This is a genomic window from Nocardiopsis exhalans (assembly GCF_024134545.1).
Lineage (GTDB): Bacteria > Actinomycetota > Actinomycetes > Streptosporangiales > Streptosporangiaceae > Nocardiopsis > Nocardiopsis exhalans.
In genome coordinates, this window is the sequence record NZ_CP099837.1 from 5,614,677 (window position 1) to 5,632,822 (window position 18,146).

Genomic DNA, 18,146 nt, shown 5'->3' on the forward strand with positions numbered 1-18,146 from the left:
GTGCTGGATACGGAGGAGGTCCGGCGGCGGCTGGACGAGCAGGACCACCTGGTGGACGAGGGCACCGCCACCGCTCTCTTCCTGGCCATGGCGCTCGGCCGTCCGCTGTTGCTGGAGGGTGAGCCGGGCGTGGGCAAGACCGCCGCGGCCAAGGCGCTCGCCCGGGCCCTGGGCGCGCCGATGATCCGCCTGCAGTGCTACGAGGGGCTGACCGCGGGTGAGTCCCTGTACGAGTGGAACCACCAGCGGCAGCTCCTGGCGGTGCGGTTGGCGGAGTCACGGGGTGAGCGGCTGGGCGACGGAGACCTGTTCACCGAGGAGTACCTCCTGGACCGGCCGATCCTACGGGCGGTGCGGCAGGAGGGCCCGGTCCCGCCGGTGCTGCTGATCGACGAGGTGGACCGGGCCGACGACGAGTTCGAGGCACTACTGCTGGAGTTCCTGGGTGAGGCGTCGGTGACCGTGCCCGAGCTGGGCACCTTCACCGCCGAGCGTCCACCGCTGGTGGTGCTGACCTCCAACCGCAGCCGTGACCTGCACGACGCCCTGCGCCGCCGCTGTCTCTACCACTGGATCACCTTCCCCGCCCCGGAGCGGGCCGCTGAGATCCTGCGCCGCCGTGTCCCGGAGGCGGGCGAGGCACTGGTGGGTTCGGCCACGGAGTTCGTGGGCCGGGTCCGGGGACTGGACCTGGACAAGGCCCCGGGGATGGCGGAGGCCATCGACTGGGTGTCGGCCCTGGGCGCTCTGGGCGTGACCGAGCTGGTCCGCGACGACATCGTGCGGACGCTGTCCGCTCTGACGAAAACCCCTGACGACCGCGAAACCGTGGTCTCCGCGCTGAACGACCTCGGCCATGGCCCGCCGGGGTCGGAGCGCTCCCCCAGGGCCCGAGCGGAGACAGCCACGTGAGGATCGACAACGAGTTCAGCGTCGACGCGCCCGTCGAGCGGGTGTGGGACCTGCTCACCGATGTGGAGGCGATCGCGCCGTGTCTGCCGGGCGCGCGTCTGACCGGTGTGGAGAGCGGCGCGGACGGGGACGTCTACTCGGGAACGGTGCGGGTGAAGGTGGGCCCGGTGGTGGCCGCCTACGAGGGCACCGCGCGCTTCAGCCAGCTGGATACCCGGGCGCGGCGCGCGGTGATCGAGGCCAGGGGGAAGGCGAGCCGGGGCGCGGGCAACGCGTCGGCTTCGGTCACGCTGGATCTCCGTGAGCGGGACGGAGGCACCACGGTCTCGGCGGGCACGGATCTGAAGGTCACCGGCAGGCTCGCGCAGCTGGGCGGCGGGATGATCAAGGACGTGTCCGAGCGCCTCCTGGGGCAGTTCGTGGAGAATGTGGAGGCCGAGCTCGCTCGCGCGCAAACGGAGGAACCTGCCATGGCGCCGGGCGAACCCGAGCCCGCCGAGGGCATGGTGAGCAGCGGAGGCGAGCAGGTCGAGCCGCTGGACCTGGGCAGGGCCGGCCGGAAAGCCTTCGTCCAGCGCCTGTGGCCGGTGCTGGCGGTGGCGGTCGTGGCACTGGGGCTCCTCCTCGGCTATGTGGTCTTCAGCTGACCCGGCGGGATTCGTTCCGCGTCGTTCGCGGTGGCCGGGAACGTCCCCCCTGCCGGGCGTGGACCGGGCGGCGTTCGCCATCGGCCTCACCGAGCGTCTGCGCGCTCACGGTGTCCGGGTGGACCTGGACGCCGCGGCGACCCTGAGCCGCGCGTTGGCGGTGGCCCCGCCGAGCGGACTCGACGGGCTCTACTGGACGCTGCGGGTGTGCCTGGTACGGCGCAGGTGCGACCTCGCCGCGTTCGACTCGGTGTTCGCCGCCGTGTTCGGGGACGGTGTGCCGGAGGACGAGAGCACGGCTCCCCTGGCGGCTCCCCGGAGCAGGGCCGACGGTTCCCCCGACCCCGCCCCGGGACCCGAACAGGAGGGAACGGTCGGCGCCGGGCTGCCGTGGGTGACCCTGCCACCGGCCTCTGGCGGGCCTCAGGAGAGCGCTCCCTCGACCACTCTTCCAGAACTGCTTCCCAGCGAGCTCGAAGCCCTCGCGAGGGCCCCGTTCGACCAGCTCTCGGAGACGGAGACCGCCCAGCTGGGAACGTGGTTGGAGCGGCTGGGCCCACGTCTGCCCCGGCGCCGTGTACGCAGACGGGCCGCGGGGCGCTCCGGTCACGGAGTGGCGCTGCGCCCCACTCTGGCCCGGGCCCGCCGTACCGGGTGGGAACCGCTGGAACTAGTGCGGACCCGCCCTATGACCCGCCCGCGCCGGGTGGTGGTCCTGTGCGACGTGAGTGGTTCGATGCGGGCACAGGCATCGGCCTACGTCCACCTGATGCGGGCCTTCGCGTTGGCTGTGGAGACCGAGGCCTTCGCCTTCGGCACCCGCCTGACCAGGCTGACCCCGCTGCTGCGCGAGGGCACCGCCGAGGCAGCGGTCGCACGTGCCACCGGCGCCGTGGACGACAGGTTCAGCGGGACCCGTATCGCCGCGAACCTGCGGACCCTGCTCGCCTCCCGGCACGGGGTGGCGGTACGCGGCGCGGTGGTGGTCGTGGCCTCGGACGGCTGGGACGGGGACACCCCGGAGGCGATGACCGCGGCCATGGAGCGGCTGCGGCGGCGCGCGCACCGGGTGGTGTGGGCCAACCCCCGGGCCGCGGCCCCGGGCTTCGAACCTACGGTGTCCGGGATGGCCGCGGCCCTGCCGTTCTGCCACGCCCTGCTCCCCGCCCACACCTTCGCCGCCCTCAAGGACGTGGTGGAGGCCGTGGCCCGGGAGAGCTCTCTTTCGAGGTCAGGGGGCAGGCAGGCGGGGGGCGGTGTGGTTCCAGAGGGTGACGTGGACTCCTGAGCGGAAGCGGCCCCGGTGGACGCCTGAGCCGCGCAGCATGGCCTGGGTGGCGCGCGGGGTGGTGGCGAAGCGGATGAACTCCGCGGCCGGCCCCGCCTCGTCCCTGTCGGTGAGTGCGGTCGCGGACCAGCTGCCCCCGGTGCGGACCGGAGGTCCGGAAGGGACGAGCAGGCGACCGGTGGAGAGGTCGTGGGAGATCGCGTATCCCAGGGCCAGACCCACGCCGCCGCCCTTCTTGACCTCGTCGAGGGCGCAGGCGTGGCTCTGGAACACCCGCTGGCGCGCCTCGGGTACGTCGAAGCGGCGGAGGACCGCGGGGACCAGGCCGGTGTGGTCCAGGGCGGAGGGGCCCAGCAGCCAGGTCTGTTCACGGAGGCGTTCGGGGGCGGTCCGGCCGCTCGCGAGGGGGTGGCCGGGGCCGACCACGGTGAGCAGTTGGTACCTGAGGATGCTCTGGGAGGTCACCCGGGCGGACCCGGCGGGCTCCGTCTGTTCCCGGGCGGGCCCGATGGCGACGTCGACAGCGCGATCGCTCAGCAGTTCCTCGAACCGGCTGGGACTGTGCACGCTCAGTTCGACGTCGAGGTCGTCGGCACGGCCCACGAAGAGTTCGATGAGGCCGGGGGCCGCGTACTCGACGAACAGGCTGGAGGACGCGATACGGAGCAGGCGGGTGCCGGTCCCCGCCTGGCTGACCTCGCGCAGGGTGCGGTCCTGGAGGCCGAGCAGTTCGGTGGCGCGTCCGGCCAGGCGCAGGCCGCCGGGGGTGAAGGCGAGCCCGGCGCCGGTCCGGGAGAAGAGTCGGTCACCGAACAGTTTGCGGAGTTTGCCGATGTGCAGTGAGACGGCGGCCTCGGAGACGTCGAGTTCGCGAGCGGCACGTTTGACCGATCCCAGGCGGGCCACCGCGGAGAACGCTCTCAGCTGGGTGGGGGTCACCGGCCACCCCCGCTGGCGGGAAGGGCCGCTCGGAGACTGGCGGGGAAGGCGGGCGGGAGGGGAGTGGTGGCCGGGGGAAGAGCGGGGAAGAACGTCCGGTGCCGGGGGGCAGGCATGGCGACCTTTCGGACAGGGGGATCGGGGCCAAGCTAGGGGACGCCTGACCACCCCACAAGGGACCTCTGCCCCTAAAGGAACAAAACGCGCAAAGGTTTCCCTATGGCCGCTTGAGGCACAACCGGGAACTCTCCGGATCCGGGGCGCCGCCCGTCCCGTACACGCTCCGCCCGGCGACAGCCGCGATCAGCCCTCGGCGCGGCGGCGCCGGACCGCCATGCGCAGGTCGTCCGGGGAGACCTCGCGCCCGTCCTCGGTCAGATACCCCACCCGCACCGGCGCTCCGGTGTCGTCCTCGACCAGGGCCAGTGGCCCTCCGCCCTCCTGGAGGTGGGTGTCGCCCCAGTCCTTGAGCGCGAAGACCGCGGGCATGAGGTCGGCGCCCATGTCGGTGAGGACGTACTCGTGCCGGGTACGGCTGCCCGGCTCCTTGTAGGGCTCGCGGCTCAGCAGCCCGGCCTCGGTGAGCTGTTTGAGCCGGGCCGCGGCCACCGCCTCGGTGACACCGACCCGTTCCACGAACAGGTCGAAGCGGCGCGTGCCGAAGAAGGCCTCGCGCATGATCAGCAGCGCCGAACGCTGTCCCACGATCTCCAGCGCCTTCGAGATCGAACATTCCCGGGGCTTCCAGGAACGCAGATCGGCGAGCACGGGATCGAGTTTGATCGGCATACCGCCAAAGTACCCGCTCGTCCCGCGCCCGAACGGAAGACCGCGACCTCCGCCCGCGTGCTCCCGGCGGTCACTCCTTGGAGGCGGTGGCGGCCCACCAGATATTGACGTCGGAGTCGACCGCCCACCGGTCGATGTCGCGCAGTTCCTCCTCGGAGAAGTCCGTGTTCTCCACCGCCTTGAGGTTCTGTTCCAACTGCTCCGCGCTGGAGGCTCCGACCAGCGCCGTGGTGACGGTGCGCGGCCCCTGGTCCCGCAGAACCCAGGAGAGGGCCATCTGCGCCAGGGTCTGACCGCGCTCGGCGGCGATCTGGTTGAGCGCCCGGGCCCGGCCGAGCACCTCCTCGGTGAGCATGTTCTCCCGCCAGCTGGGCCGCCCGATCCCGGCGCGGGAGTCAGTGGGCACGCTTCCGTCCAGGTAACGGGAGGTCAGCAGGCCCTGTGCCAGGGGTGAGAAGGCGACCACACCCATGCCTTCGTCGGCGGCCGCCTCCAGCAGCCCGTCCTCCACCCAGCGGTTGAGCATCGAGTACGAGGACTGGTGCACGATCAGGGGCGTGCCGAGGTCGCGCATGATCGCCGCCGCCCGGCGGGTCAGCGACGGAGCGTAGGAGGAGATCCCCGCGTACATGGCCCGCCCGGACACCACCGCGTGGTGGAGGGCCAGCATGGTCTCCTCCAGCGGGGTGTCAGGGTCGGGCCGGTGGCTGTAGAAGATGTCGACGTAGTCCAGGCCCATACGCTTGAGGGACTGGTCCAGCGAGGACAGCAGGTACTTGCGCGAACCGCCCCGCAGGTGCGGCCCGGGCCCCATGACGTACCCGGCCTTGGTGGTGATCACCAGCTCTTCCCGGTAGGGGCCGAAGTCCTCGGACAGGATCCGGCCGAAGTTCTCCTCGGCCCTGCCCGGCGGCGGGCCGTAGTTGTTGGCCAGGTCGAAGTGGAAGACGCCGAGGTCGAAGGCGCGGCGCAGGATCCGGCGCTGCCCTTCCAGGCCCCGGTCACCACCGAAGTTCTGCCACAGTCCCAGCGACAGCCGCGGCAGCCTCAGGCCGCTCCTGCCGCAGGTCCGGAACTCCAGGGAGTCGTACCGGTCCTCGCTCGCCACGTACGTGCCCAAACGTCCGCTCCCCTTCAGTCTGTCCAACCCGTTCAGCCGGTCGAAACCGGACCGCGGTCTCCGGTCGCGCCGACGTTACCCGTCGATCGTGAGTTCGCCCATGCGGTCCCAGCCCTCGCCCTCGACCTCACGGCTGACGATCAGCGGGGTCTCCTTCAGCAGCGGCTTCATGGCGGCCAGTCCGGCCTTGAAGTGGTCGCTGGTGACGTGGGCCTCGGCCGCGCCGTCCTTGAACGCCTCGACGAGCACGAACTCGTCATCGCGCTCGACGCTGCGGGACCACTCGAACCACAGGTTGCCGGGCTCGGCGCGAGTGGCCGCGGTGAAGTCGGCGACCTCGTCGAGGAAGCTGTCCGTAGCCTCCGGCCTGGTCCGGAACTTGACGACGATCAGGATCATCCCGCATCTCCTCCGTGTTGTGCCACGGGGCACGCGGTCGTGCCGTGCCCCACGGCCCCCACTCTTCCAGAGCGGAGACGGGCTGGACCTCACCAGACCGTGCGCACGGGTGTTCGTCGCCTCACGGGGTGCCGTGGCCGGGGCCGCACCGGGCCAGTGTGTCGGTGGATCCCCGACGCCCTCGTGGACGCGCAGGGGGTCGTCCCCGAAGTGGTGCGGCAGGCCGTCGTCCACCGGGCCGCCGGGCTCGGAGTCGCTCTCCAGGCGGCTACGGGGAGGGCCGTGGGGGTTCGCACGTTGCGCGATCCTGGTACCCACGGCCGCTCCCCCACTGATCGGGTCGGTGCTCAGGCGCCGCCGAGGGTGGTGCCGGGCAGGCGGGTGGCACGCCACTCACCGTCGTTACCCTGCCGGACCTCCAGGGCGCCGGGGGTCTCCTCGGCGTGAACCAGTTCGACGTTGGCGATGAGTGTGTCGCCGTCCAGGTCGGTGCTGACGGTGACCTCACCGACCTCGATGGCGTCGGCGCCGGGCACGTTGGCGACGTACTCGGGGAAGGCCTCCGCGCAGTCTTCCGCGCCCTCGCTCTGGGCGATGATCGCGGCCTGGGCGCTCTCGTCGACGAAGGCGCAGCCCGCCTCGCCGTCCAGGGCGGCGAAGGAGGCGAGGAATCCCTCGGCCACGGCCTGGGCCGCCGCGGCGGCCTCGTCCTCGCTGGGCCCTTCGGCGCCTTCCTGAGCACCCTCGGCCGCTTCCTCGGCGGCGGTCTCTTCGGGGGTCTCGTCGTCGCCTCCGCAGGCGGTGAGGGCGAGGAACAGGGGCAGGGCAGCGCACAGGAGGGTACGTCGCATGGGGGTTGCCTTCCGGGAGCGGGTTGGGTCGGCCGACGGCGGACGCCGGTGGCGTCAGCGCCGTCGAGGCGATCCGTGACGCACCATTGTTACCGCATTCACCCGTTTGATGACTACGCGTACCCACTTTTTCCTTCCCTGTGCTCCGCGAACCAGGAAAATCACGGATTCGGATGCGGAAACAACCCTCCGATCCCAGCGAGAAGCGGAGCGGGAGGCCGCGCTCCGGTCCTCCCATGAGGGGGCGGGGCTTGCCCGTGGGTGCGGCCTCTGGTGATATGGGTGGGGGTGACCGAAATCACGGCATCCACTGGCGCACAAGGCACGCGCGGGCGTGCCGTAAACGGAACCGTGCACGCGCGGGCGGGCTGTCGACTCGGCGCACGCGTGAGCGTGCCCGAGGAGGCTCTGCACGCCGACGCGTGCCGGAGGGGTTCCGCCGTGCGTCCGCGCCGGAGGTGACATGTCGTACCGACTACGGGAGGGCGCCCCGGGCACCCTCGTCGCGGACCTGCCCCCAGGGCTCGGCGCCAGGCTCCGCCCGCTGGTCCCGTACCTGGTCGAGGAGGCCGTGGAGGGCATCGCGCGCCGGGCCGAGGCACACAGCCAGCCTCTGGAGGCGGCGCACGTGGACTCGGTCCGGGCCGCGATCGACACCGCGGTGCACGCCTTCCTGGACCGGCTCGAGGCGGGCCCCGGGGCCGAGCGGGCGGACTCCGTCGCCCGCACCTTCCGCGCCTTCGGGGAGAGCGAGGCCAGGCAGGGGCGCACCCTGGAGTGCCTGCACACGGGTATGCGCACGTCCGCGGCGGTGGCCTGGCGGCGGCTGGCCCGGGCGGACTCGATCGACCGGGACCAGATGGCCGCGCTCGGCGAGGCGATCTTCGCGTTCCAGGAGGAGATCTCCACCGCGGCCGCCGAGGGCCACGTCCAGGTGCGCGGAGCCGGGGTGGAGGCGCTGCGGCGCAGGCGGGCCCGGCTGTTGGAGGTGCTGCTGGCCGAGTCCGGGACGGAGCCGGAGGCGCGGGCGCTGTCGACACTGGCGCGGGCGGCCCGGTGGCGCGTGCCCGAGCGGGTGGCGGTGGCGTTGCTCTACCAGGAGCCGACCCACCAGGAGGGGGCGGGGGTTACGGTCCACCAGGAAGGCGCGGGGGCGTCGGCTCCGGTGCTTCCCCCGGACGTGCTGGTCGACCTGGACGGGTTGGAGCCGTGCGCGCTGGTGCCCGACCCCGAGGGGCCGGGGCGGCTGAGGTCGTTGGAGCGGTCGCTGCGGGGGTGCGGTGCGGTGCTGGGCCCGACGGTGCCGCTGGAGGAGGCTCCGGCGTCGTTGTCGCGGGCGCGGGAACTGGCGGAGCTGGTGCGCAACGGGGTGGTGGCAGGGCCTGGGGTGCTGAGGTGGAGCGACCACCTGCCGGAGCTGTTGCTCTCACGGGACACGGCGCTGGTGGCCGAACTGGCCCGGGTCCGACTGGCCCCGTTGGCGGGGATGCGGACACCGCAGCGGGAGCGGATGGCCGACACCCTGTTGGCGTGGTTGGAGTCGGGGTTCAACGCCAACGAGGCGGCCGAGCGGCTGCGCATCCATCCGCAGACCGTGCGGTACCGGATGCGGCAGTTGGAGGAGCTGTTCGGGTCCAGGCTGCGGGAGCCGGGGGCCCGGTTCGAGTTGGAGCTGGTGCTGCGGGCGCGCAGGCTGCTGGGTCCGCTCGGCCCGGAGTGAGGAACATACCGAACGGTCGGGATGTCCCCCGTGCGGTGATGCGCGGGGAACATCCCGAAGGGGTCGGTCAGCGGCGGGGCGCCAGGGCACGGATCACGTCGGCCGGGTCCAGGCCGGGCGGACCGATCGGGGCGATCACCGGGGTGCTCACCCCCGCCTCCACGTAGGCCTCGATCCGCTCCCGGCAGTACTCGGCGGGGCCGTGCACGATGAGCTCGTCGATGACGGAGTCCGGGATCGCGGCGAGCGCTCCCTTGCGGTCCCCGTCCTCCCACGCCTTCCACATGGGGCCGAGCTCCTCGCGGCCCAGCCACTCGTGGAAGGCCCGGTAGACGGGCACGTTCAGGTAGGCCGAGATCGCCCAGCGGCCGATCTCGCGCGCGGTGTCGGGATCGGTGTCGGGGATGGCGAAGATCCGCGCGACGACCTCCTTCTCCGCCCCGAACTCACGCACGATCGGGGCGACCGTGCGCACATCCTCCGAGGACAGCCAGTTGACGATCGCTCCGTCCGCCTCGCGACCGGCCAGGCGCAGCATGCCCTGGCGCAGCGCGGCCACCAGGATCGGCGGCTGCTGCTGGGGGACGGCCCCGAGCGTGAACCCCTTCACCGAGAAGGTGTCGTAGTCGGCCTTGATCTTCTGCCCGGTCAGCGCCTCACGCAGGAAGCGCACGGTGTCGCGGACCTTCTTGTAGGGCTCCGTGAAGGGAATGGAGTTCCAGCGCTCCACGATGACGTTCGAGGAGGTGCCGACGCCCAGCGTGAAGCGGCCCGGCGCGGCGGCGGCCAGCGTGGCGGCGCTCATCGCCAAAGTGGCGGGGCCGCGCGTGTACGCGGGCACGATCGCGGTGCCCAGGCGCAGTTGGGGCGCCCACACACTGGCCAGGGCCAGCGGCGTGAACGCGTCCGTGCCGTTGGCCTCGGCCGACCACGCGTCGGTGTAGCCGAGGTCGGGCAGGGCCTCGAAGAGGGAGCGCTGGTCGGCCAGGGGGATGCCTTCGAAGGGGACGGTGATGCCCCAGCGATCGGTCATGACGGCTCCTGTCGGTGGACCGGCCCGGCGACGGGACCGAACCGGATTCTTGTTCGGTGTCGGCACGACCGTACCTCGCGGCCCCGGGCGCGCAGTAGACCGCATCCGACCCTTCGGGGCTCGCGGGGCGTATGTTCGGGTGCAGTGCCCGCCTGCGGCGGGCCGGTACGGACATCCACGAGAGCGAAGGAGGCCATCGCCGTGGCCACGCCACCCTCCCCTTACGACTTCCTGCCCCGGGTCGACTCGTTCACCGTCGTCAGCGACGACGTCACTGACGGCAAACCCCTGCCCAGGGCGCAGGTCAGCGGGATCATGGGCGCCGGAGGCGAGGACGCCTCCCCGCACCTGTCCTGGAGCGGGTTCCCCGAGGGGACCCGGAGCTTCGCCGTCACCTGCTTCGACCCGGACGCACCCACCGCGAGCGGGTTCTGGCACTGGTCCGTCTGCGACATCCCCGCCGAGGTCACCGAGTTGGCGACCGACGCCGGGAACGGTTCCGGTCTGCCGAAACAGGCCGTGACCCTGCGCAACGACGCCGGGAGCCACCGTTACATCGGCGCCGCGCCACCCGCGGGGCACGGCCCGCACCGGTACTTCTTCGCGGTGCACGCGGTGGACGTGCCGAGCCTGGGTGTGGACGCCTCCGCCAGTCCCGCGTTCCTCGGCTTCAACCTGTTCTCGCACACGCTCGGCCGGGCGCTCATCATCCCGACGTACGAGCAGAAGTAGGGGTTCTCACCCCGCCGCCGGAGGGCGGGTGGCGCGCTCACCCCGCCACCCGCCCTCTGCCCTTCCTCCCGGGGCCGATGGATACACGCGCGAGGGGCCCTTCCGGTTCACTTGGCAACCGCATCTGGCCATTCACGAGCCCAAAGGCCACTCCGGCGTCTAGGCTCGGTCCATCCCCCGGCCCACTCGGAACACGCCTGGAAGGGTTCAGCCGGTGCCACAACCGTCTTCGAGGAAACCGACCGTCGTGGTCACGACAGCGGGTTCCGCTCCGACACCCGGAACCATCCTGCACCTGCGCCAGAACGGGTTCCGGGTGGTGGCCACCGATGTGGACCCCGCCGCGCCCGGCCTGTACCTGGCCGATCGCGGTTACCTGGTGCCACCGGGCGACAGCGAGGCGTTCCTGCCCCGGATGCGCTCCCTGTGCGCCGAGGAGGGGGCCGTGGCCGTGGTCCCGCTGGTGGACGAGGAGCTCGTCCGGGTGGGTGGGCTGGCCAAGGACGGGGTGAAGGTGCTGCTGCCCCACCTGGATTTCGTCACCACCTGCCTGGACAAGTACGTGCTCATGCAGCAGCTGGAGGATGCCGGGATCGGTGTGCCCCGTACCTGGCTGGCATCGGAGTGGCCCACCGACGCCGCCGACACCTCCTCGGGCGGCCTCATCGTCAAACCCCGTATCGGGCGCGGCAGCCGCGGGGTGCTGATCATCGACTCCGCCCGGGACATGGCCCGCGTGGTCTCCGAGAGCGGCTACGCCGCCGACGAGCTGATCGTCCAGGAACGCATCACCGGCCCCGAGTACACCGTCTCGGTCGTGGCCTGGCGGGACGGCGAAGTGCAGGCGGTGGTGCCCAAGGAGGTCCTGCTCAAGCAGGGCGTAACCAAGTACGCCGTCACCCGGCGCAACCACGAGGTCATCCGTACCTGCCGGGCGATCCAGAGCGCCCTGCGCGCGGACGGGCCGTTCAACGTCCAGCTGTGTCTGGACGGCCAGGGGCGGCCCAGGGTCTTCGAGATCAACCCCCGTTTCTCGTCCACGGCGGCGCTCACCGTGGCCGCGGGGGTCGACGAGATCGCCGGGCTGCTCCGGCAGGCGATCGGCGACGGGCCGAAACTGACCGACGACTGGCGTGAGGGTGTGGCGATGGTGCGCCGGTGGACCGACGAGTTCCTGCCAGAGGAGCAGTTCAACTCGCACGGGATATCCCCCGCCCCGGCCACCAGCTCGCACGGTGAGGGCTTCGCCCTGCCCGGGGCGGTGGCCGCCGGAGGGCAGTCACCGATCATCCCGGTGCGTGCGCGGTGAACGCCCAGCACGCGCTCTTGAAGGCCGTTGCGGACGCGGTCGTCGAGGTCGGCGCCCTGCTGCGTGAGTGGCGTTCGGACCCGGCGGTGCGCAGCGGGGTGTGGGAGGGGAGCCAGTTCAAGGCCGAGGCCGACGCGATGGCCCATAGGGCGCTCTCCCAGCGGCTGACCGCGATCGACGCGCAGATCCCGGTGGTGAGCGAGGAGGACCCGGCATCGCTGTCGCGGGAGCGGCCGCCCCGGTACTGGCTGATCGACCCGATCGACGGGACCGCCAGCTACGTGCACGGCTTCGCCGGCTACGTCACCCAGGCCGCTCTGGTCATCGGGGAGAGCCCCGAGGTGGCAGCGGTCTTCGCCCCCGAGAGCGGGGTTCTGTACACGGCCGTTCGCGGCCAGGGCGCCCGCCGGGACGGGGTCCCCCTGCCCGGGCACCCGCCCACCCTGGCCGGCCACGGGGTCCTCACCGACAACACCCCCGAACCCGCGGGGATCGCCCGGCGCGTGTACGACCACTTCGGCTACGGCGAGTACCTGGAGAGCGGCAGCATCTCGTTGAAGCTGTGCCGGATCGCCGAGGGTGCCGCCCACCTGTTCGTGAAGGACGTCCCGGTGCGTGACTGGGACGTGGCCGCGCCCGGTCTGGTCCTGGCCGAGACGGGGGGTCTGGTGACCCGGCTGGACGGCGCCGCGTTCACCTACCGGGGGAGCTTCGAGCACACCGGCCTGGTGGGCGCGGCCGATCCGTCGACGTGTCGCGCGGTGGCCCACTGGTTAGCTCCCTGAACTGGGGTGACAGCAGGTCGGAGCGAGCTGTTCCAGGTGTGTGCGAACTGCCCTCGACAATCCCTTTCGCGCACCCCGCACGACGCGTATCGTGTGGTCAAACTCGCGCCTTTGGGGGTGGGAAGTGGAGGCCCAACGTCTGCCGCTGAACCAGATGCGCGCCTCGGACACCGAGCGGGACCTGACGGTCGACCGCCTCGCGGTGGCGTTCTCCGAGGGCCGTCTGGACCACGAGGAGTACGAGCGCCGGGTGGGCGCCGCACTCACCTCGGTCCTGGTCGGTGAGCTCCGCACGCTCACCGCCGACCTCCCCGGACCCGAGAGCCCGATCCCGCTGCCCAGGCCCCACCGCGAACGCCGCGCCGCACCCGAGCCGAGGGGCGCTCCCGTGCCCTGGGAGGATTGGGGTGACGAGTGGCGCTGGTGGCTGGGTGTGGCCGGAGTGCTGACCGGCGTGTGGGCCGTGGCCAGCCTGCTCGGCGGTGAACTGGTGCCGTACTGGCCACTGGTCCCCCTGGGCATCTGGGCGGCCGTGCTGCTGGCCTCCGCTATCTGGCCCAGCGAGGAGAACCCGCCCTGAACACCGCCCCGCGCAGGCGGGGCCCGGCCAGCCACCGGCGGGTGCCCGGAACCCGGTGCACCCCCCGGTCAACGGCGGTCAGCCCACGGCGTGGAGCCAGCGGACGGGTGCGCCGTCGCCCGCGTAGCGGAAGGGTTCGAGCTCCTCGTCCCAGGCCCGGCCGGTGAGCCGGTCGAGTTCGGCGGCCAGATCGGTGCCCTCGGTCGCGGCGGTGGCCATGGCCGCGCGCAGCCGCCCCTCCGGCACGAGGACCTCTCCGGCCGCGCTGGTGATGGCGGTGAACACACCGAGCGAGGGTGTGTAGCTGTAACGCATACCGTCACAGCCGGGCGACCCCTCCTCGGTCACCTCGAAGCGTAGGCGCTGCCACGCGTTCAGCGCGGAGGCCATCGCCCCCGCGGTCCCCGGCTTTCCCTGCCAGTTGAGCTCGGCACGGTGGTGGCCGGGTGCCGCCGGCTGGGCGACCCAGTCGAGTTTCACGGGTACTCCAACAACACCCGCGACCGCCCACTCGACGTGTGGGCACAGCGCCGCGGGCGCGGAGTGGACGTACAAGACGCCACGTGCGGACACCGAACCTCCTGATACGAACGAGTGCGCTTCCCCGACGCCCTCGTACCCGAGAAGGTTGCATACCCGCCTGAATGCCTTTTGCCCCATTGTGCCCCAAGGGCACCCTGAGAACCATCTCGCACGCTGGTATTTTCCAGCGTTCCCACCGCACCCGGAGCGACCAGAGATTAGCGTGTACCACAGGCGACGACAGGGAGTCTGATCATAGTGGTGGCGGATGTGCCAGACCAGCCGCATGATGACATCCAACCTCCGGAACCACAGGAGGAAACCACCCATCCGGGCAGTTCAGGGTATGTATCCACCTCTTTTTTGCCAGTTCCGGCCACAACTGGCCCCGAGCACTCCCCAGCGCCGGAGCAGACCCCCGCACCCGAACCCTCCTCGCTGAGTGACACCGACCTCGTCCGGGCCGCCTGCCAGGGGAGCGCGGACGCCTGGGAGGCCATCGTCGACCGCTACCTGAGCCTGGTGAACGGCATCGCCCGGTCCTACCGGCTCTCCCAGCAGGACCGCGAGGACGCCACGCAGACGGTCTGGCTCACTCTCAACCAGAACCTGTCCCGACTGCACTCCCCGCAGCAGCTCGCCGCCTGGCTGCACCGGACCACGCGCTCCGCCTGCAACCGCCAGCGCGCGCAGCGGCAGCGCTTTCCACCGTTCGACCCCCAGGACCTGGACGAGCGCCCCCAACACCAGGACGGCCCCGAGGACCAGTACCTCGCCAAGGAGACGCACACCGAACTCTTCCAGGCCATCCGGGAACTCCCCGATCCGGCCGACCGCCGGGTGGCACAGCAGTACCTCGACGACTCACCCGATGCCGCGCCGATCTCCCACCGGACCACCGCGAGGGAGCGACGGCGACTGATCCGTCAGCTGCGCCGCTCCCTGCGGTAGATCCGCGGAGCGCAAGAGAACAGCGAACCAACCGAAAGGCGTGCGTGAACCGTGCGGAACAAAGACGCGGACCCCACCCAGGACCGAGCCGGGCGAGCCGCCGCCCTGGCCGCCTTCGACCGCTCCGTGGACGGCGCCCGTCCGGCCAGAACCGCCAGATACACCGTGCCCTCCCCCGAGCAACCGCTCCATCGTGATCACGACGGCATCGCACCGGTCGTCCTCCGGTTCGACCTGGAAGGGGTCCACCTGGACCTCCAGGTCCAGCCGTGCGGCGACCACAGCGCACTCTCCGGTCTGGTCAGCGGCGACTTCGACCACGTGGAAGTCCACCTGAGGCGCCCCGACCACACACTCCGCCTCTTCGTCGGAGCCGACGGCCGGTTCAATGCCGCCGACCTCTCCCCCGGGCCGCTGTCCCTGGCGGTGGAGCGCCCAGGACACCCCCTCACCGTGACCGAATGGTTCACCACCTCGGTCGCCCAGCCGCAAACGCTCTGAGAGAGCGCTCTCCCGGCTCGCCCGTGCCTGTGACACGTCCGGCCGCCCCAGGGGCAGGAGGGTCGCGGGTCGCCTCCTCCCAGCCCTGCCAGGCAAGTTCCGGGGCGGGCCCCTCGGGAAAGACCCACGCCCCACACCCGTGTCGGCCGTACCCGCGCCCGCAGTGGCCGCGCAGCCCACACCCGCACCAGTGCTGGCCGCACCGCTCATGCTCCCGTGCCGGCCCGCCTCCGCGCTCACCGCTCCCGTTCCCGCACCGGCCGCACCCGCGGCCGTGCGCACTGCCTCTGTGCCCGGGCCCGTGCGTTCGTGGCGGCGACCTCGTCAGTGGACCCGTGCGCGGTCGCACCGGGCCGGTCGACAAGCTGCGGAGAGCGCACTCCGCAGGGTCGTCCGGGCCTGCCCGGATTCGGTGTGAGCGAGGCGAGGCGGAGCGGACGCATGCGGTTCCGAGGCCGGAAAACGGATGAGACCCGAATTCAGTTAGGTACACGCGTCAACCCGTGACCGCTTGTCCGTCTCCGTCACGGTTGGCCCCGTTTCGTAGCTGGTCAGTTGTCCACAGGTGGGCACAGGCCCCTCCCGTTCGGGCAAATCCGCTGCTATCACTTGAGTTGACCGGCCCCCTGGCGAAAGAAGGCCGCCGGACGTGCTCCCCAGCGCAACTCCAGTTCCTGAGTCCGAGCCCCCTCTCCGGGGCACCGAGAACCCGGCCCTGGAGGCGGGTGGTCGGGCCTTGCTCTCCCGGGTCACGCAGGGGGTGCAGCTGGCCCGGAGAGGGCGCTTCGAGGAGACCGTGGAGATCCTCGACGACACCCGAAGGCATCTGCGCGGGCACCCCGTCGCCGAACTCGCACCCGTTGTGCCCGGGATCCTCACCGACCTCGGGCTGGCCCAGGTCCTGTGCGGCCGCTTCGGCCAGGCCGAGGATCACCTCAACGAGGCCCGGGACCTGGCCGACGCGCGCCGCCTCCCACTGCTCGGACTGGTGGCCCGGCACAACCTGGGCTGTCTGGACCTGTACCGGGGCGACGCCGCCGAGGCCATCACCACTTTCCACGAACTCGCACACCAGATGCCCGCTGACCGCCAAGAACCCCTGCGCGTGGATCTGGCCGAGGCGTACCTCTCGGTGGGGTTGGTGGAGGAGGCCGGACGCACCCTCGCGGAGGCCCCCTGGCGCAGCGGCGGGGACGGGACCGCGGTCACCCTGTTGGAAGCCAAGTACCGCTTCCTGGACGGCGACCGCCAAGGCGCGCTCCACCTGGCCCAACGGGTTCTCGAGGGTTTGGGGCCGAGCTCCCTCTGGTACGGCGTGGCCCACCGGCTGAAACGGGTCGCGCTGGAGTCCGCCGACAGCCGCACCCCCGTCCAGCGGGCCAAGGACCATCTGGAGCTCCGCACCCCCGCCGTGTCACAGCCACGGCCTCCCTCCGAACACCGCGTCCCCGCTCACCCGTTCGCCACAAGGCATCTGGCCGCCACCGAGACGCCCTCGACGGTGGCGGCCCCGGAACCGGGGACGGAGTCCGACCCCGGAGACGAAAGCGGGGCGGCGGGGAACCCCGGGCCGGAAGAGGCCGGACACCGCAACGCCTGGGACTCCGCTGGGACGCAGGGGAAGTTGTCGGATGCCCGTCGGGCCTTGGAACGGTTCTCCGGGGCAGGTGCCAGGACAGGGGCGTTGGCCCCCGGGCCCTGGCTCGGGGCCGCCGCCCGCGATCCCCACGTGGTGCGGGCCGGTTTGGAGAGCGCCCTCCAGGCCGGTGACCCCGCGACCGCCCTGGAATGGGCAGAGCTGGACCGTACCTGGTCCGACGGGCTGGTTCCCGAGCTGGGGGCTTGCGAGGACCCCGAGGTACGGGAACTGACCGGGCGCTACCGCGATGCTCTGGAGAGCGGCGGCGGTCCCGCCGCCAGCGCCTACGCGCGGCGTTGGGAATCCGCGCGGTGGCGGCTGCCGCCAGGTGCGGCCAGAGGGTCACGCGAACACCCCGGGCCGGTTCTGGAGCCGCTGTTGAGCAACCTCCACGGCCGGGCGTTCGTTCACTACACCGTTGCGGGCGCCGAGGCAGTGGCTCTGGTGGCCGTGGACGGCAAGGTGCACCAGCGCCGCATCGGGCCCCTCAAGCGAGTCCGCCGCACACTTCGCGCGTTCACCCACGAACTCTCCGGTCCGCTGCCCCTCGGCCGCTCCACCGAGGCGGTCGACGTGTACGCGACGCCACCGTCGGTCACGGGTAGGGCACCGACACGCCCGGGGGCCGAACCCGGGGGCGTGGCCGCGGCACTCGTCTCCAACACCCTGCTCGGTCCGCTCCTGCCCCTGATCGGGGAGCGGCCCCTGGTGGTGACCGGTGACTCCTACCTGGGTGACCTGCCCTGGGGGCTGCTCCCTGCCCTGCGGGGGCGGCCGGTGCGCCTGGTCCCCACAGCGCGTTCCTGGGCTGAGCCACCGCCCGCCAGGAGCGGCGACGGACGGGTTCTGCTGGCGTGCGGGCCGCCACCCGGTGAGGCCCGGGAGGAGGTGGCGGCGCTGGCCGGGATCCACTCGGGTGCGATGGTCCTGGAGCAGGCGCGCCGGGGACCGCTCCTGGCCGAGCTGGCCCGCGCGGACCTCGCCCACCTGGCCGGGCACGGTCGGGCCGGTGCGAGCACACCCATGCTCTCCCGGCTGCGACTGTGCGACGGTCTGCTGCTCGCCTGTGACCTGTTCCTGTTGCCGTCGGCCCCTGCTCTGGTGGTGCTGTCCGCCTGCTGGGGCGGACACGGTTTCGGCGGGGCCGGCGGGCGGCCGAGCGGGTTTGTGGGCGCGCTGCTGGCCCGGGGCACCCGCACCGTGGTAGCCAGTCCGGTTCCGGTGGACGACGCGAGAACAGGGGAGGCCATGCAGGGCTTCCACCGGGCGGTCCGGGCGGGGACCGATGTGTCCGAGGCGGTGTCCGAGCACCTCGGACACATCGGTTTCTGCTGTTACGGAACCTGAGGTTCCGGTGAGGTGGCGAGGGCCGGGTCCCGCAGGTTCACGCGGGACCCGGGTTCGCGCAAGCCGGTGCGGCGGGAGCCTG

Annotated in this window: 18 protein-coding genes; 11 read left to right on the forward strand and 7 right to left on the reverse strand. The window is 72.0% G+C overall.

Features of this window, described 5'->3' with window-relative positions; genetic code table 11:
• From NE857_RS24825 to NE857_RS24835, 3 genes are read left to right on the forward strand one after another with little or no spacing between them, the layout of a single operon-like run.
• On the forward strand, positions 1 to 912 hold the full coding sequence (locus NE857_RS24825) for an AAA family ATPase (RefSeq protein WP_254417893.1): 912 nt from the start codon (positions 1 to 3) through the stop codon (positions 910 to 912).
• Entirely contained in the window at positions 909 to 1,559 is a 651-nt protein-coding gene (locus NE857_RS24830) for an SRPBCC family protein (RefSeq protein ID WP_254417894.1), read from the forward strand. Before NE857_RS24825 ends, NE857_RS24830 begins: the two co-directional genes overlap by 4 nt.
• A 58-nt stretch (positions 1,560 to 1,617) precedes the next feature.
• Positions 1,618 to 2,847 carry a vWA domain-containing protein gene (locus NE857_RS24835; protein ID WP_254417895.1) on the forward strand — a complete coding sequence of 410 codons (1,230 nt, stop codon included), beginning with the start codon at positions 1,618 to 1,620 and terminating at the stop codon, positions 2,845 to 2,847.
• Here the strand turns inward: NE857_RS24835 and NE857_RS24840 are convergent.
• The 5 genes from NE857_RS24840 to NE857_RS24860 all read right to left on the reverse strand — a co-directional run bounded on the left by NE857_RS24840 (position 2,791) and on the right by NE857_RS24860 (position 6,945).
• Entirely contained in the window at positions 2,791 to 3,786 is a 996-nt protein-coding gene (locus NE857_RS24840; RefSeq protein ID WP_254417896.1) for a LysR family transcriptional regulator, read from the reverse strand. The two genes, NE857_RS24835 and NE857_RS24840, sit on opposite strands and share 57 nt — an antisense overlap.
• Positions 3,787 to 4,089: 303 nt before the next feature.
• The gene (locus NE857_RS24845; RefSeq protein ID WP_254417897.1) at positions 4,090 to 4,575 is read right to left on the reverse strand and encodes a winged helix-turn-helix transcriptional regulator; all 486 of its coding nucleotides are present in this window, start codon (positions 4,573 to 4,575) and stop codon (positions 4,090 to 4,092) included.
• Positions 4,576 to 4,645: 70 nt separating this feature from the next.
• On the reverse strand, positions 4,646 to 5,695 hold the full coding sequence (mgrA, locus tag NE857_RS24850; RefSeq protein WP_254417898.1) for an L-glyceraldehyde 3-phosphate reductase: 1,050 nt from the start codon (positions 5,693 to 5,695) through the stop codon (positions 4,646 to 4,648).
• A 75-nt stretch (positions 5,696 to 5,770) separates the two neighbouring features.
• Positions 5,771 to 6,094 (reverse strand): putative quinol monooxygenase, encoded by a 324-nt coding sequence (locus NE857_RS24855; protein ID WP_017583823.1) that lies wholly within the window; start codon positions 6,092 to 6,094, stop codon positions 5,771 to 5,773.
• 347 nt (positions 6,095 to 6,441) lie between these two features.
• On the reverse strand, positions 6,442 to 6,945 hold the full coding sequence (locus NE857_RS24860) for a lumazine-binding domain protein (RefSeq protein WP_254417899.1): 504 nt from the start codon (positions 6,943 to 6,945) through the stop codon (positions 6,442 to 6,444).
• Positions 6,946 to 7,408: 463 nt separating this feature from the next.
• Here NE857_RS24860 and NE857_RS24865 point away from each other — a divergent pair, with 463 nt between their 5' ends.
• Positions 7,409 to 8,665, forward strand: coding sequence for a PucR family transcriptional regulator (locus tag NE857_RS24865; RefSeq protein WP_254417900.1), 1,257 nt, complete (start codon positions 7,409 to 7,411; stop codon positions 8,663 to 8,665).
• 67 nt (positions 8,666 to 8,732) lie between these two features.
• Here NE857_RS24865 and NE857_RS24870 read toward each other — a convergent pair whose 3' ends face one another.
• Complete coding sequence (locus NE857_RS24870; RefSeq protein WP_254417901.1) at positions 8,733 to 9,698, reverse strand: LLM class F420-dependent oxidoreductase; 966 nt, start codon at positions 9,696 to 9,698, stop codon at positions 8,733 to 8,735.
• 201 nt (positions 9,699 to 9,899) lie between these two features.
• On the opposite strand from NE857_RS24870, the gene NE857_RS24875 reads away from it, so the two are divergent.
• From NE857_RS24875 to NE857_RS24890, 4 genes are all read left to right on the forward strand, one after another.
• Positions 9,900 to 10,430: a YbhB/YbcL family Raf kinase inhibitor-like protein gene (locus NE857_RS24875; RefSeq protein ID WP_254417902.1), complete on the forward strand. Its 531-nt coding sequence runs from the start codon at positions 9,900 to 9,902 to the stop codon at positions 10,428 to 10,430.
• Positions 10,431 to 10,677: 247 nt separating this feature from the next.
• Positions 10,678 to 11,739 carry an ATP-grasp domain-containing protein gene (locus NE857_RS24880; protein WP_254417903.1) on the forward strand — a complete coding sequence of 354 codons (1,062 nt, stop codon included), beginning with the start codon at positions 10,678 to 10,680 and terminating at the stop codon, positions 11,737 to 11,739.
• Positions 11,736 to 12,524 carry a 3'(2'),5'-bisphosphate nucleotidase CysQ family protein gene (locus NE857_RS24885; protein ID WP_254417904.1) on the forward strand — a complete coding sequence of 263 codons (789 nt, stop codon included), beginning with the start codon at positions 11,736 to 11,738 and terminating at the stop codon, positions 12,522 to 12,524. The genes NE857_RS24880 and NE857_RS24885 overlap by 4 nt, the downstream gene beginning before the upstream one ends.
• A gap of 124 nt (positions 12,525 to 12,648) precedes the next feature.
• Positions 12,649 to 13,104, forward strand: coding sequence for a DUF1707 SHOCT-like domain-containing protein (locus NE857_RS24890; protein WP_254417905.1), 456 nt, complete (start codon positions 12,649 to 12,651; stop codon positions 13,102 to 13,104).
• Positions 13,105 to 13,182: 78 nt separating this feature from the next.
• On the opposite strand, the gene NE857_RS24895 is transcribed toward NE857_RS24890, so the two are convergent.
• Positions 13,183 to 13,677, reverse strand: coding sequence for a DUF3145 domain-containing protein (locus NE857_RS24895; protein WP_026117077.1), 495 nt, complete (start codon positions 13,675 to 13,677; stop codon positions 13,183 to 13,185).
• Between the two features lie 312 nt (positions 13,678 to 13,989).
• On the opposite strand from NE857_RS24895, the gene NE857_RS24900 reads away from it, so the two are divergent.
• The 3 genes from NE857_RS24900 (at position 13,990) to NE857_RS24910 (ending at position 18,064) form a co-directional block, all read left to right on the forward strand.
• Positions 13,990 to 14,577: an RNA polymerase sigma factor gene (locus NE857_RS24900; RefSeq protein WP_254417906.1), complete on the forward strand. Its 588-nt coding sequence runs from the start codon at positions 13,990 to 13,992 to the stop codon at positions 14,575 to 14,577.
• Positions 14,578 to 14,628: 51 nt separating this feature from the next.
• Positions 14,629 to 15,078 (forward strand): carboxypeptidase-like regulatory domain-containing protein, encoded by a 450-nt coding sequence (locus NE857_RS24905; protein WP_254417907.1) that lies wholly within the window; start codon positions 14,629 to 14,631, stop codon positions 15,076 to 15,078.
• Positions 15,079 to 15,727: 649 nt separating this feature from the next.
• Positions 15,728 to 18,064 (forward strand): CHAT domain-containing protein, encoded by a 2,337-nt coding sequence (locus NE857_RS24910; RefSeq protein WP_254417908.1) that lies wholly within the window; start codon positions 15,728 to 15,730, stop codon positions 18,062 to 18,064.
• The last annotated feature ends 82 nt before the right edge of the window (positions 18,065 to 18,146 follow it).

Excerpts from the sequence above, each read along its gene's own strand:
- NE857_RS24855 (WP_017583823.1), bottom strand. The coding sequence starts at position 6,094 with ATGATCCTGATCGTCGTCAAGTTCCGGACCAGGCCGGAGGCTACGGAC.
- NE857_RS24870 (WP_254417901.1), bottom strand. The coding sequence starts at position 9,698 with ATGACCGATCGCTGGGGCATCACCGTCCCCTTCGAAGGCATCCCCCTG.
- NE857_RS24865 (WP_254417900.1), top strand. The coding sequence starts at position 7,409 with ATGTCGTACCGACTACGGGAGGGCGCCCCGGGCACCCTCGTCGCGGAC.
- NE857_RS24860 (WP_254417899.1), bottom strand. The coding sequence starts at position 6,945 with ATGCGACGTACCCTCCTGTGCGCTGCCCTGCCCCTGTTCCTCGCCCTC.
- NE857_RS24845 (WP_254417897.1), bottom strand. The coding sequence starts at position 4,575 with ATGCCGATCAAACTCGATCCCGTGCTCGCCGATCTGCGTTCCTGGAAG.